Origin of the sequence: Microbacterium songi (assembly GCF_042747925.1) — a bacterium.
Classification (GTDB): domain Bacteria; phylum Actinomycetota; class Actinomycetes; order Actinomycetales; family Microbacteriaceae; genus Microbacterium.
The window spans coordinates 1-14,117 of the sequence record NZ_JBHZIE010000010.1; the positions used below are offsets into that span (position 1 = coordinate 1).

A 14,117-nucleotide genomic window follows, 5' to 3' on the forward strand; every position below is an offset into this window, starting at 1 on the left:
TGCGCCGTCAGTCACACCGAACCGCGCAGCAGTACCCGCGATCGTCCACGCACCACCCTGATCCGCCGTGCCCCAACCACTGACAACCGTCCGATCGAACACATCACGAGCCAACACATTCGACACCGACAGATCGACCTGTGACGTCGTCGTTGCGACGCCGCCGCGGTTGTCTGTGACAGTGAGGGTCACTGTATAGATGCCCGGGGCCGAGTAGGCATGGGTTGCCAGCGCGCCGGACGCGGAGGCACCATCACCGAAGTTCCACGCATAGGACGCGATCGTCCCGTCCGCGTCTGCGCTGCCTGCGCCGTTCACGGAAAGCGTCAGATTCGACACCGTCTTCGTGAATGCCGCAGTCGGCAGCACGTTGGGCGCCAATGTCACCGTGACATTCTTCGAGACGGTCGCGACGCCGCCTCGGTCGTCGGTGACGGTCAGCACGACCGTGTATGTTCCGGCCGTCGAGAAGGAGTGCAGTGGCTGCGCGCCGGTGCCATTCGTCCCGTCGCCGAAGTTCCACGCGTAACCGGTGACGGCGCCGTCGGAATCTGTACTACCCGTCGCATCCAGCGCGACGCTCATGTTCGTCACCTGCGACGTGAACGCCGCGGTAGGCAGGACGTTCGCGGGCAGCGTGACGCTCACATCCTTCGAAGAAACGGCGGAGCCTCCGCGATCATCAGTCACCGTGAGGGTCACCGTGTAGGTCCCTGCCGCGGCGTAGGTGTGCTCCGCGGTGGAGCCGGAGCCGGTCGTTCCATCGCCATACGCCCACGAGTACGACGCGATCGCGCCGTCCGCGTCGGAGCTCGTGCGGCCATCGACTGACAGCTTCAACTTGTCGGCGGCGGTCGTGAATGCTGCGGTGGGCGCCGTGTTCGGTGCCAGGACGACGACTTCCTGCGTCAGGCTCGCACTCGCACCGAGCTGGTCGACGGTCTTCAAGGTGACCTCGTACGTTCCTGGCGTCGCGTACGTGTGAGAAGGGGTCGCTCCGGTCGCGCTCGCGCCGTCACCGAAGTTCCAGGTGAACGAGGCGATGGCGCCCTCAGGATCCGTCGACGGCGTGCCGTCGAAGCTCACAGCCAAGTCGTTGACGATGCTGCTGAAGGCCGGCGTGGGCGACTGGTTGACGAATCCCAGGCTTCCCTGCTGGAAGTGAGCGAGCACCTGAGAGGCGCTGAGCGGGGCCGCGTAGACGGCGACCTCGTCGATGCTGCCCTTCCAGTACGTGTCGCCGTCCCAGCCGCTGTCGCCGCCGACACGCCAGTACCCGTTGTAGGCATTCACCGTGGTGTTCGCGTTGGAACCGGCGAGCACTCCGTCGATGTAGAGCTGCATCCCGGAGGACGACATCTGACCGACGACATAGTGCCACTGGTTGTTGTTGTATGCCGTCGGGCTCGTGATGACGACCCTGTTGCCGTTGTAGACGCCGAAGTTCACCTTCCCGTCCGCGGACATGTAGATGTGACGGTCATAGCTCGAGCTCGTGCCCGTACGAGCATTACCGAAGCCGATGAGCTTTCCGCCGGTGGTGGTGTTCGTCTTGAACCACCCCTCGACCGCGAAAGTGGTCGGGTTGGTGTAGGCCTTGTCGCTCGTCACACCGGTTTGGTTCCACGTCGTTCCCGTCTTGGTCGGTGCCAGCGACGCGGCAGTGTTGGTCACTCCGGTGACGGCCCCGGCCGCTCCCTTCGTCACGCTGCCGAAATAAGTGCCGGTCTGTCCATCGAGTCCGGAGTCCGCCGCAGTCGAGCCAGCGCTCTCGCCCAGACGCCAGTAAAGAGTGGGCGCGAGATTGTAGATCGCCTTCCCGTATGCGTCCGCAGGAGCGGAAGGCAGAACGGATGTCCGCCCGGACGAGGTCCAGTGGGCGTCTACCTGCGCGCGGGTCAAGGCGGAGTTGTAGATCGCGACATCTGAGATGGACCCGTTCAGATACGCCGTGCTCGACGGGTTGGGCCAGCTGCCCACGGTGTCGCCCCCCACTCGCCAATACCCGGTGTAGGTCTGCGCGGATGTGGTGTCAGCGCGCGTGCCGACGCGGGTCCCGTCGACGTACATCGTCATTCCGGCTGAACTGAGAGTGCCCACCACGTAGTGCCATTGACCGTTGTTGAATCCTGTTGACGTGCTGATCGTGCGCGCGACGCCGGGGAACACGCCGAACGTGACGCGCCCGGCCCCGTCGATATAGATGTGACGGTCGTAGGTCGTCGAGCTGGTCGAGGTCTTGTTGCCGAAGCCGACGATCTTGCCGCCCGTCGTACTGCTGGTCTTGAACCAGGCCTCGATTGTCAACGTGTCACTGCCGCTCTCGCTGGCAGTGGTGGCGGCAAAGGATGTGGATCCGCCGAGGAACTGCGTCGCCGTGGTCGGAGTTGCGGCGTTCGGGCCCGCGACGCCGCGGGTGGTGTTGTTGACCGCGAGGTTGCTGCTTCCGCTCCAGTCCGTCCCCACCGTCCCACTTGTCTCGCTGAGCGGCCAGTAGTGCACCGCGCCGTCGTCGATGACGTTGAGGCTGTAGTCGGACGCAAGGTTGGTCGACGCAGCGGTGACGGCGGTCCACGAGCCCGTCACCTGGTTGCCCTGCGGATCGATCGCGCGCACGCGGTACTGGTACGCCTGACCGGGTACCGCCGTCTTGTCGACGTAGGTCATGCGCGGCTGGGTCCAGAAGTTCGAGTCGCCGGTGGTCGTGTAGATCGGCGTCGATCCCTTGTCTTGACGCAGCACCTGATACGTGAGCGTCGCGTTGTCGCGATCGGTGTTCGAGGTCCACGAGAGACGCACCTCGCCGGCTCGCAATGACGCCGCCGTGATCGGGAACGCCGTTCCGCTCCGCTCAGGGCCGGACTTGTTCGTGGCGACGCCCTTTTTGGCGAACCGCACGAGGCCCTGCTGACCCTTGTTGTTGACTTTGAGGAACTCACCGCCGTACACGACATAGTCGTCATTGGCTGCGATGTCCCATGTCGCCTGCCCCTTGCCGGTGTAGGTTCCGACCTGCCAGTCGGGGAACCAGTGCAACAGCGTAGGTGCGGGCTGCCCTGCGTAAGACTTGTAGCCGTAGATGTCGGGAGTGAGGACCGCTCCGTGATAGTCCTTCGCCAGCGCCAGCGCGTGGTGGAATGTCCAGCTCGGGCTCGTCTGCGGGAATCCGCCGATGTTGCCGCAATAGTGGTCGTGACTCGACGTGTATACCACGCCAGAGCTCACCGCCACCGAGTAGTTGTCACCGTGGCAATCTTCCATCCAGACGAGCGAGCCGTCGGACCAGTTCGCGCGGAAGGTGCCCTCGAATCCATCTTCCGCCGTTGCACCCGTGTAGGAGTACCCCGTGCCGTATACGCTGTCTCCGTCCGAGGTCAGCGCTGTCATCGCAGCCTTGTTGCCGGCGTCTCGGATGAGCGAATTCACAGCCCACGGAAGCGAGGCGCCCGTGGATGCGTCCAGAGCCGCCATTCCGCGACCAGGGTTGGTCGACCCGTTCACGCTGGTGAACGAGCCGGCCACGACGAGCTTGTTGCCCTCGGGGTTGACCACCATCGAGGTGACGCCGTATCCGCCGTCAATGGAGGCGGTCAGAGGCAGCAGCGCCCCGGTGGAAGCCGTGACGGCCGCGAGGCGGGTGCGCACAGCACCCCCGAGGCTTGTGAAGTTTCCAGCCAGGTAGACGGCATCACCGCTCGTGGCGATGGCCGACACCTGTGCGTTGGAGTACGGCGCCCACGGCAACAGCGCGCCGGTCGCGGCATCGAAGGCCGCTACGCGGGTACGTGCCTGACCGCCGATGGTCGTGAAGCTTCCACCCACGTAGATGCGGGAACCGTCCGGCGAAGCGACGATCGACTTGATGATCGCGTTCGCGCCGGGGTTCCAGGAGGTCATCTCTCCCGTAGTGAGGTTGTACGCCATCAGGTTCGCACGCGGCTGAGTGTCGACGCCCTCAGCCGCGCCGGCCGGGCGAGCCGTGGTGAACTCGCCACCGACAAAGACGGTGTTTCCGACGATCGCCTGTGTCCAGACGACGCCGTCGATCTGAGCGGTGGGGAGCGGGTCGGCCGTGACCGTCTCCTCCACACCCACGGGTGGCGTCGTATCGGCCTGCGCCGCCGGCGCCACGAGGGCTAGCCCGCCAACGGTGACCACGACCGACGTCGCAACAGCGACGACACCGCGCCATAGACGGCGCGCCCCCCGCTCCGAATCGGAACGAACCCCAAATGGACGGTTGAATGTGACAACCACGATTGATCCCCAGTCAGCTCGACCCCTCGAGCACAGTGATACGCATGAATGCGTACGTCTCCCCAGACTCTTCAGATGATAGGGCAGGGATACCTTCGACGCAAACTGAGGGTGCACCTGCGAACGAAAACGGCCCGGTTGCTGCGCCAGAGCGCTGCAACCGGGCCGACGTCATCGTCACATCAGGGGATCGTGGGGTCGATGACGCTGATGTTGTCGAACGTGACCAACACCGGATTGGAAGCGGCCGCTGAGGACGGAAGCCACGTGAAGAGTCCCACCGAACCGGAGGCCTGAAGCGTTGATGCGGCAGCAGCCGAGTCAACGCGCGTGAGCTGCCACGTTGCGGGCTCGGCGTCGCTGGACTTCCAGATCTTCGCCGAGAGGGTGGTAGGAGACGCGCCGGTGACCTCGAAGGACACCGAGTACTTTTCTCCCGCAGCCAATGTCATCCCGGGAACGAGGAAAGATGCCCCGAGCGCCGTGGTGTCGCGCAGCACGTAGAGGCGAACTCCGCCACCCGCCTCCGGCCGCGCTCGGAGGATGTACTGGCTGGCGCCGACCTGCCGGCCGACCACCGAGATGTACTGGCCCTCGACGAGTTTGTCCACAGAGAACTGCGCCGTCACGCGGGTGTTCGCGCTGGACACCCCGGCAAGGTTGATGTTCTGAGCCTGGCCGGTCGACACCGAGACAGTACCGACCCCACCTGCGACGGCGAAGCGCGAGGGAGTGCCCACCACGGTCCATGCCCCGCCTTGATCTGCGGTCCCCCACCCGCCCGCCGTAGTCCTCCCGAACGTGTCGGCGGCAAGAGTGCGTGCGCCGGCCGGCGGGGCGGCAGTGACGGTGACGGCTTGGGTCTTCGCGTTGGTCGCACCCTTGTCGTCCGTCACCGTCAACGTCACGTTGTACGTGCCCGCTGCCGGGAACGTGTACGACGCCGTCGCACCCGTCGCCGTACCACCACCCTGGAACGCCCACGCATACGACGCCACCGAACCATCCGAATCCGTACTCGACGAACCGTCCACCGACACCGTCAAACCCGACGGCGTCGACGTGAACGCCGCCACCGGAGCAGCATTCGGAGCAGGCTGTCCGGTGACAGTCGGGTCTGTGACGGTGATGTCACTGAACGACACCTTCACCGGGTAGGAGTTCGCGGATGTCGGCACGTAAGTGAAGACGCCTACCGATCCCGCCGCCTGGAGAGCTGACGTGGAGTCCGTGCGTGTCGTCTGCCATGCGACAGGCTCGGAATCCGTGGACTTCCAGATTTTGGCGGACAGGGATGTCGGAGACGTGCCCTTCACTTCGAAGGCCATGGTGTATCTCTGACCGGGGATCAGGACGAGGCCGGGAACCGGGTAAGACGCTCCCACGGCAACGCCGTTGCGGAGAGTGAACAGCGTGACGGCGCCGTCGGCACCGACCCGAGCCCGGAGGATGTACTGATCTGCACCGATCTGCCGGCCGACCAACGCGATGTACTGCGCGGCCGCGATCTTGTCGACGGAGAACGTCGCCGAGGTCCGTGTATTCGAGCTGGACACGGATTTGAGGTCCGCCGCCAGCGTCGTCGAATTCAGCAGTGTGATCGATCCGACACCACCGGAGACGGCGAAGCGGGCAGCGGAGCTGGAGAGTGTCCATGCGCCGCCCTTGTCTGCCGTGCCCCACCCGGAAGTCACGGAACGCGCAAAGGTGTCTTTGGCCAGAACGTTGGTCGCTGCGGCGGTGACGGTGACGGCTTGGGTCTTCGCGTTGGTCGCACCCTTGTCGTCCGTCACCGTCAACGTCACGTTGTACGTGCCCGCTGCCGGGAACGTGTACGACGCCGTCGCACCCGTCGCCGTACCACCACCCTGGAACGCCCACGCATACGACGCCACCGAACCATCCGAATCCGTACTCGACGAACCGTCCACCGACACCGTCAAACCCGACGGCGTCGACGTGAACGCCGCCACCGGAGCAGCATTCACCGGCGCCGTCACTGCTATGCCGCGGGTGACCGCGTTGGTGGCTCCCTTGTCATCGGTCACCGTGAGAGTCACGTTATACGTGCCCGCTGCCGGGAACGTGTACGACGCCGTCGCACCCGTCGCCGTACCACCACCCTGGAAAATCCACGAGTATGACGCGATAGAACCGTCGGAATCCGTGCTCGACGAACCGTTGACCGTGACTTTCAGCCCTGCTGTGGTCGACGTGAAGGCCGCCACCGGAGCCGCATTCGGAGCCGCGGAAACCGTGACTCTCTGGGTCGTCGAGGCCGAGCCTCCTCGGTTGTCGGTCACGGTGAGCGTCACGTCGTAGTCACCGGCCGCCGCGTAGGTGTGTGCAGCATTCACTCCGGCGCTCACTGCGCCGTCGCCGTAGGCCCAGGAGTAGTTCGAGATCGTTCCATCAGGGTCGGTGCTCGCAGAGCCGTCCGCTGTCAGCGAGAGGTTGGAAACCGCGGGGGTGAACGCGGCAGTCGGCAGCTGGTTGGCTGCGACCACGACCACCTCTTGCTCGAGCGACGCGCTGGCGCCGAGGTTGTCGGTCGCCGTCAGCGTCACCGCGTAGGTCCCCGCCGTCGCGTAGACGTGCGTCGGCGAGACGCCTGTGCCGGCCTGACCGTCTCCGAACGTCCAGGCGTACGAGGCGACGCTTCCATCACTGTCAGACGTCGTGGATCCGTCGAATGCGACGCTCAGGTCGGTGGCGATCGCAGAGAACGCGACAGTCGGCGCCTGGTTGACGAATCCCGCCGTGCCGAGCTGATAGTGCTCGTCCACCTGGGCTGTCGTCAAGGCCGCCGGGTAGATGGCGACCTCGTCGACGGATCCCCGCCAGTAGGTGTCGCCTTCCCATCCGTTGTCGCCGCCGACTCGCCAGTAGCCACTGTACGACTGAGCAGACGTGTTCGCGCTCGTCGCTTTGAGTGCGCCGTCGACGTAGAGCTGCATCCCCGATGACGACAACTGAGCGACGACGTGGTGCCACTTGTTGTCGTTGAATCCGGGATCGGTCTCGACGATCTGTGTCGAGCCGGTCCACACGCCGAACTTCACGCGGCCGTCACCCGACATATAGAGGTGCCGATCGTAATTGTTGCTCGTGCCCGTCTGCGCCTCACCGAAACCTATGATCTTGCCACCGCTGGTCGAGTCGGTCTTGAACCAGGACTCAAGGGCGAATGACGTCGGATTGTTGAAGGCGGCGTTGCTGACGATGCCTGTCTGGTCGCCGTTGTTCGGCCAAAGCGAGACGCCGGACGGCGACGAGCTCACCGCGCCCGCCGTCCCCTTCTGAACATTGCCGACGTACATCCCGGTGTTGGAATCCATCCCCGAATCGGCCGCGGTACTACCGGCCGTCTCGTCCAGGCGCCAGAAGAGTGTCGGCGCGAGGTTGTACACCGCTTGTCCGTAAGCGTCCGTGGGGGCGGGGTTGACGGTGGACGTCCGTCCCGAGTTGACCCAGTGCTGGTTGATCTGCGTGCGGGTCAGAACGTCGTCGTAGATTGCGACGTCCGAGATGGCGCCGACGATGTAATTACTGCTGCCCGCGTTGGGCCATCCACCGATGTTGTCACCACCGATTCGCCAAACGCCGTTGTAATCCTGGCCCGACGTCGTATCGCCTCGATTCGCCACGAGCTTGCCATCGATGTACAGCTTCATTCCATCCGCGCCGAGGGTCGCCGAGACGTAGTGCCACGCTCCGTCGTTGTACCCGGTGGCGGAGGTGATCGCCCGTACGTCGTTCGGATAGACACCGAAAGTGATCCGCCCGGAGCCGTCCATATAGACGTGACGGTCGTAGCTGCCGGAGTTGCCGGTGGTGGCGTTGCCGAAACCTACGATCTTGCCGCCCGCCGTGCTGGTGGTCTTGACCCACGCCTCGATCGACAGGGTGTTCTTGGCCGGCTCAGCCGTGCTGCTTGCGGCGAACGACGAGTCAGAACCCCCGAACTGCGTCGCCTTACTGGCCGTTGCCTGGTTCTGGCCGGCGACGCCACGTGTGGCGGAGTTCACCACCAGATCGTTGCCGTCGGCCCAATCGATCGCGGAGGTGCCGCTGTTCTCACCCAGCGGCCAGTAGTGCTCGGCTCCGTCATCCAGAACGCCGATGCTGTAACTGGATGCCGGTGTCGATGTCGCGGTCACGCTCGACCATGCGCCCGTGGCCTGGTTGCCGTTCGGGTCGATCGCCCGCACGCGGTACTGGTATGTCTGTCCGGCGCTGACGGTCTTGTCCGTGAACTTCAAGGAAGGCATGTTCCAGAAGTTCGAGTCGGCCGTGGTCGTGTAGATCGGCGTCGATCCCTTGTCCTGGCGATACAGCTCGTACGTGAGCGTGGCATTGTCGCGATCTCGATTCGCGCTCCACGAGAGTCGCACCTCACCGGCGCGGATCGACAATCCGTTCACCGGGAAGGCTGCGCCGCTGTCTTGAGGGCCGGATGCGTCGGGAACAGTGGCCTTCTTCGCGAACCGCACCAGACCCTGCTGCGAGACACCGTTGACGGCAAGGAATTCGCCACCGTACGCCACGTAATCGTCTGTCGTGGTGATGTCCCACGTTGCCTGGCTCTTGCCGGTGTAAGTGCCGACCTGCCAGTCCGGGTACCAGTGCAGAAGCGTCCCCGACGGCTGGCCGCCGAAGGAACGGTAGCCCAGCGGGTCGTTGCCGACCACAGCGCCCTTGTAGTCCTTCGCGAAGGCGAGGCTGTGATGGAACGTCCACTTCGGGGACGTCTGCGGGAAGCCGCCGACGTTTCCACAGTAGTGATCGTGTGACGCGGTGTAGACCACTCCTGCGCTGACGGCAACCGAGTAATTGTCGCCGTGACAGTCCTCCATCCAGACCATGGATCCGTCCGACCAGTTGGCGCGGAAGGTGCCCTCGAAGCCGTCCTCGTCCGTACCGTAATAGTCGTAGCCGACGCCGTAGACGCTGTCACCGTCGGACGTGAGCGAGTTGATTGCGGCGTTCTCGCCGCCATTGCGGATCAGGCTGTTGACCAGCCACGTCTCGGACGTTCCGGACACGGCGTTCAGCGCGGCCATGCCTCGCCCGGGATTGGTTGAGCCGTTGGTACTCGTGAACGAGCCGGCGATCACGATCTTGCTGCCGGTGGGGTTCACGACGACGGCCTTGATGCCGTAACCGCCGCTGACTGCCGCAGTGAAGGGCAGTAGGGCACCTGTTGTCGCGTTGACGGCCGCGATTCGCGTGCGCGCACCACCGGCGATGCTGCTGAAGTTGCCGGCGATCCACACCGTGTTGCCGAAGGCGGCGACATCCGTGACCGAGGAGTTGGCCCCGGGGTTCCACGCCAGGAGCGCGCCGGTTGCGGCGTTGAAGGCGGCGATGCGGTTGCGAGGCTGACCGGCAATAGTGGTGAACGAACCGCCGACGTAGATTCGAGAACCGTCGGCGGATGCCACCACGGTCTTGATCGCACCGTTGGCGCCGGGGTTCCACGACGTCATCACGCCTGTGCTGAGGCTGTACGCCATCAGGTTCTGCCGAGGCGACGTGTTCACGCCGGCAGCGGCTCCGGCGGGCCGCGCATTGGTGAACTCGCCGCCGACGTAGACCGTGTTGCCGGCGATCGCCTGCGACCACACCACACCATTGATCTGCGCGGTGGGGAGCGGATCACTGGTGACCGTCTCCGGCAGCCCTGCCGGCGGATTCGTGTCAGCAGTCGCGGGTGCCGCTGCGAACGCGAGACCCCCGGCGACCAGGCCCAGTGCCGCGGTGGATGCGACGAATGCTCTCAGCAGACGCCGACGGAAAGAGGCAGCGTCGATGCTGCCGGACGTACGACGTTCCCCAGATACCACAATGACTCCCCAGTCAGCTCGCCCCCGCGAGCACCACGATTTCGCGCACGACGTGCGCCGATCCCCAATAGCTGAACAATACGGGTCGGGTCGGCACCGACCAACCGCGTACAGGAAATTCTCAGGGTTACGGTCTCCCGGAGCCGATGTGCCTCAAACGCGCGTCACGGCACTTGACCCTGGAAGACGATCGCGCTCTTGCCGGGGTTGAAGTCGACGATGAAGGTGACGTCACCACGCTGATCTTCCGGGATGCGGAACAGATAAACGCCGGTTGCGGTGCCGCCCGCATCGAGGCTCCCGCTCACCGGCTGGCCCCCTGGCTGCTGATAAGTCTCCACCGGCGTCCGTTCTGGGCCAGTGAAAGCGTTCATGACGATCAGATCGAGGTTGAGCGGATCGTCCGTCTGGTTGGTGATCGACACCGTCACGCGCACCGCAGCACCGGCAACCTCTCCCGGTACGACCACCTCGCCCGTGACACTTTCGAAGTTCGTCAATGCGACTTCGATCCCCTCGCTGCTGACCGTCTCGGTCGGAGCGACAGGAGCGAGTTCGGGCAGCTGATCGGTCGGCGCGGTAGTGGTTCCAGAGGTCGAGTCACTCGTCTCGGCCGGCCCGGCGCTGCTCGAGGGATCGCTGCTCCCGCCAGGGGACGCCGACACTGACGTCGACGTCGGTGTCGAGGCGGACGATGAGGGCCTGGTGCTGACGGCGACGGCGATCACGATGGCGACCACTGCGACGACTGCCACGGCTCCGGCGATGATCCACCAGCGCCGGCGCGCCGTGGTCGACGCTCGCTCATCCGATGCCGCCGGTTCGTTCAGCTCGCTCATGATGCCCCCTTGACGCGATACCGCCCCCGGGCTGCGCGCCGAAGTGAGAGCTTATCCCCTCGCACCCGGCTGCGCGCTGTGATTTCGCCGGAAGACGGGAAAGGGCCTGCCGTGGTGCTCGGCTACGATGACAGCGGCAGGTGCGACACGGGGGGGGTGGGCAATGCATCGATCGTCGACGTCCGAGCGTCATTATCTCGTCGCTCACCCGGGCGCCGAGATGTACGGGTCGGACCGGGTGATGCTCGAAAGCGTGATCGGCATGGTCGAATCCGGCGCTCGGGTGACGGTGGTGCTGCCGCAGAGCGGACCATTGGTCGACGAGCTGCGGCGTGCGGGTGCGGATGTTGAGATCGTCCCCACGCTTGTTCTGCGGAAGAGCCTGCTCAAACCGCGGAATTGGGGCGCACTCGTCATCGGAACCGTTCGCGGATTGGGGGCGGCCCACCGCGTGCTCCGCTCGGATCGCCCGGACGCCGTCTATGTCAGCACGGTCACCCTGCCGCTCTGGTCGGTCAGTGCCAAGCTGCACCGCCTCCGATGCCTCGTGCATCTTCACGAGGGGGAACAGGGCGCTTCGCGACTTGTGAAGATGGGGATGTACGCTCCCGTACTTCTTGCCGACATAGTCATCGTCAACAGCGACTTCAGCCGTGGTGTGCTTCGGCAGGCGTTCCGTTCCGTTGCAGATCGGGCTGTTGTCATCTACAACGGTGTGGCGGGGCCAGAGTCGGTCGCACCCGCTCGCACCACCCTCACGGAGAACGTTCGACTCGTCTACGTAGGGCGGCTCTCCCCGCGGAAGGGACCCGACCTGATTGTGGAGGCGCTCGCCGAGCTTCCCGGAGACATTCCTGAAGTGCATCTCGACATCGTCGGAAATGTGTTTCCCGGGTACGAGTGGTTCGACGAACAGCTCCGCGATCGCATCAACGCCCTTGGTCTGAACGAGCGTGTGCGGATGCTCGGCTTCCGACCGGACATCTGGTCGACGGTGGAGGCCGCGGACGCGCTCGTTGTTCCGTCCCGGTTCGACGAGCCGTTCGGGAACACCGCGGTCGAGGGTGTGATCGCTGGCCGAGTCGTCCTGGTAAGTGATACGAGCGGATTGCGCGAAGCCACGGCCGACTGCGACACGGCTCTACGCTTCGTCCCCGACGATGCGTCGGCCATCGCCCGCACGATCCAGGACGCTGTGTCGCGGTGGGCCGAACTCGCCCCTCGCCTCGACAGGAATCGGACGCAAGCCGCTGAACGCTTCTCACCGCGGCGCTACCGCCTCGAGATCGCGTCCCAGATGGCCGCAGTCACGAACTCGAAGTGACCTGAGCCTGCGCGTCGACGTCTCGCATCTCACGAAACCATTTCACGGCCGCGAGCGCGAGGAATGCAGCGCAGGCAACGCCCACGAGACCGTAGACGGCGAGGAAGATCACGGGGAATCCCCACAGGACGAAGACGAGGCAGAGCAGACCGTAATCGGTGGGTAGCAGGACGAGCGAACGCAGCGCGCTTCCGCCCCCGCGCGAGTGGGTCGATGCGACCCCTCGCGCGCCTTTGAGGAGGTCATTCAAGAGCATCCCGAAGAATGTCACTGTCGCGACGACGCTGAAGGCGATGGGTACGAGCAGCCAGCCGGGTTCCAAATCAGTGAATCGGAAGAGTCCGATCAGTACGGCGAGGTGAAGAGAGGCGATCTTGAAGGCGTCGACGAAATGGTCCAGCCATTCTCCGGAAACGCTCCCGCCGCCGCGAAGACGAGCGAGCTGGCCGTCCGCCGAGTCCCATGCGTAGCCCAGAGCGAGAAGAAGGGCTACGGCGACCCCGAGCAACGGCGTCATCGGAATGGTTGCAATCAACGCGATACCGGCGAACGTGAAGAGTGCGCTCACGGCCGTGACACCGTTTGGCGTCATGCCCCAGACATAGGCAGTTGCGGCCAGGACGCGGCCGATCTTCCGGTTGACGTACACCGAATACGCCGGCGCCCCCCGGGCATGCCCCTTCTGCGCCGCTCCCAGTCGTCGCAGCGCGTCGCCCCAACTCTCAGCCATCAGACCCGCCCATCCCCGAAGCGCTCGCGATGTCGCCGAACATCCAGGCGTCCGCCGCGAGGCGTCCGTCCTGAGAAGGCAGCGACGCCAGAATCAGCTCTGACCGATCACCGGCGTCGAGCTGATTGATAATAGCCTGCGCCAGAGCCGAGGCATCGGAGGCTACCGGCACGACCCCGTGCCCGTGATCTGCGAGCCACGGAGCGAGACCGGTTTCGGTGGTGGTGACAATGGCGCAACCCTGCTCTAGGCCTTCGACGATCGGGAGCCCGACCTGCTCGCGCCACGTTGGTGAAGCCTGCGAGGGAAGCACAAGCACGAGCGACCGCGCGAGGGTCTCCCTGATCACCCCTCGTGGCGGATCCTCGACGAGGTCCACGGAGTCGTGAGCATGCGCGAATCGCCGGGCGTCATCGAGGAGCACACCCTTTCCCAGAAGCGCCAAAGTCGCTTCTGGTCGCGCGCGGAGAACCTCCGGCCATGCGTCGATCAGAAGCGGAAGACCCTTCCGGGCCACGAACGCTCCTAGGAATACGACTCGCAGCGCCCGATCCGTCTTGGGGGGTGCCGACCGTGCGGGCAGGGCCGGGATGAGCGTCTCGCGCACCCCCGGTCTGGGGGGAAGCGCATCGCGGTACACATCACGGGCACCCGGCGTGCCGTAGGCGACAGCATCCGTGCGCTTCCAGACGTAGCTCGCGAGCATCCGCTCGACCGCCCACCGCGCCCGGCGTTTCAGAGACGGGGAAGGCGCGGAGAACGGACTGGCATTGCCGATCACATAGGTCACGATGCGCGGGCGACGTCTGCGGGCGAATCGCACCGCGAAGACCGCGAGCGCCGATGCCGGCAGGCTGGACGCCATCAGGGGCTCATTGATCTCGAGGGCGTCCAAGCGCGCTCGCCGGAGCAGGAGTGCCGCCGCGAGGGGGTTCGCCTGGACGAGCTCGAGTCCGGCTGCGAGCGACTCGTCGAAGTCGTACCGTCGCACCCGATAGACGATGGCGGCGGGGACGAGCTCGCGCGCCCGCTCCAGGTGCGCGGTGCGGATCGACTCATATAACCGCGCGCGCCGTGAGACAAGTCGCATGAGCGGACCACTTCCCTTCCGGCGCCAGGAG

General features: G+C 65.1%; 7 protein-coding genes. 2 read left to right on the plus strand and 5 right to left on the minus strand.

Translation table 11 applies throughout. The features are described 5' to 3' along the window. The 3 genes from ACFM35_RS11175 to ACFM35_RS11185 form a co-directional block, all read right to left on the minus strand. Window positions 1-4,158: PKD domain-containing protein (locus ACFM35_RS11175; RefSeq protein WP_378841999.1), on the minus strand; the 4,158-nt coding region annotated here is incomplete at its 3' end. Window positions 4,159-4,439: 281 nt separating this feature from the next. Then, window positions 4,440-10,103 (minus strand): PKD domain-containing protein, encoded by a 5,664-nt coding sequence (locus ACFM35_RS11180; protein ID WP_378842001.1) that lies wholly within the window; start codon window positions 10,101-10,103, stop codon window positions 4,440-4,442. A gap of 164 nt (window positions 10,104-10,267) precedes the next feature. Beyond that, entirely contained in the window at window positions 10,268-10,603 is a 336-nt protein-coding gene (locus ACFM35_RS11185) for a hypothetical protein (protein ID WP_378842003.1), read from the minus strand. An 82-nt stretch (window positions 10,604-10,685) separates the two neighbouring features. On the opposite strand from ACFM35_RS11185, the gene ACFM35_RS11190 reads away from it, so the two are divergent. Both ACFM35_RS11190 and ACFM35_RS11195 read left to right on the plus strand, forming a co-directional pair. Continuing rightward, window positions 10,686-10,955 carry a hypothetical protein gene (locus ACFM35_RS11190; protein ID WP_378842005.1) on the plus strand — a complete coding sequence of 90 codons (270 nt, stop codon included), beginning with the start codon at window positions 10,686-10,688 and terminating at the stop codon, window positions 10,953-10,955. A gap of 207 nt (window positions 10,956-11,162) precedes the next feature. Continuing rightward, a complete protein-coding gene (locus ACFM35_RS11195; protein ID WP_378843004.1) occupies window positions 11,163-12,266 on the plus strand; it encodes a glycosyltransferase in 1,104 nt (367 codons plus the stop codon). Here ACFM35_RS11195 and ACFM35_RS11200 read toward each other — a convergent pair. Further along, window positions 12,250-12,996 (minus strand): CDP-alcohol phosphatidyltransferase family protein, encoded by a 747-nt coding sequence (locus ACFM35_RS11200; protein ID WP_378842007.1) that lies wholly within the window; start codon window positions 12,994-12,996, stop codon window positions 12,250-12,252. The two genes, ACFM35_RS11195 and ACFM35_RS11200, sit on opposite strands and share 17 nt — an antisense overlap. Next, window positions 12,989-14,086 carry a glycosyltransferase family 4 protein gene (locus tag ACFM35_RS11205; RefSeq protein ID WP_378842009.1) on the minus strand — a complete coding sequence of 366 codons (1,098 nt, stop codon included), beginning with the start codon at window positions 14,084-14,086 and terminating at the stop codon, window positions 12,989-12,991. Before ACFM35_RS11205 ends, ACFM35_RS11200 begins: the two co-directional genes overlap by 8 nt. Between the last annotated feature and the right edge of the window lie 31 nt (window positions 14,087-14,117).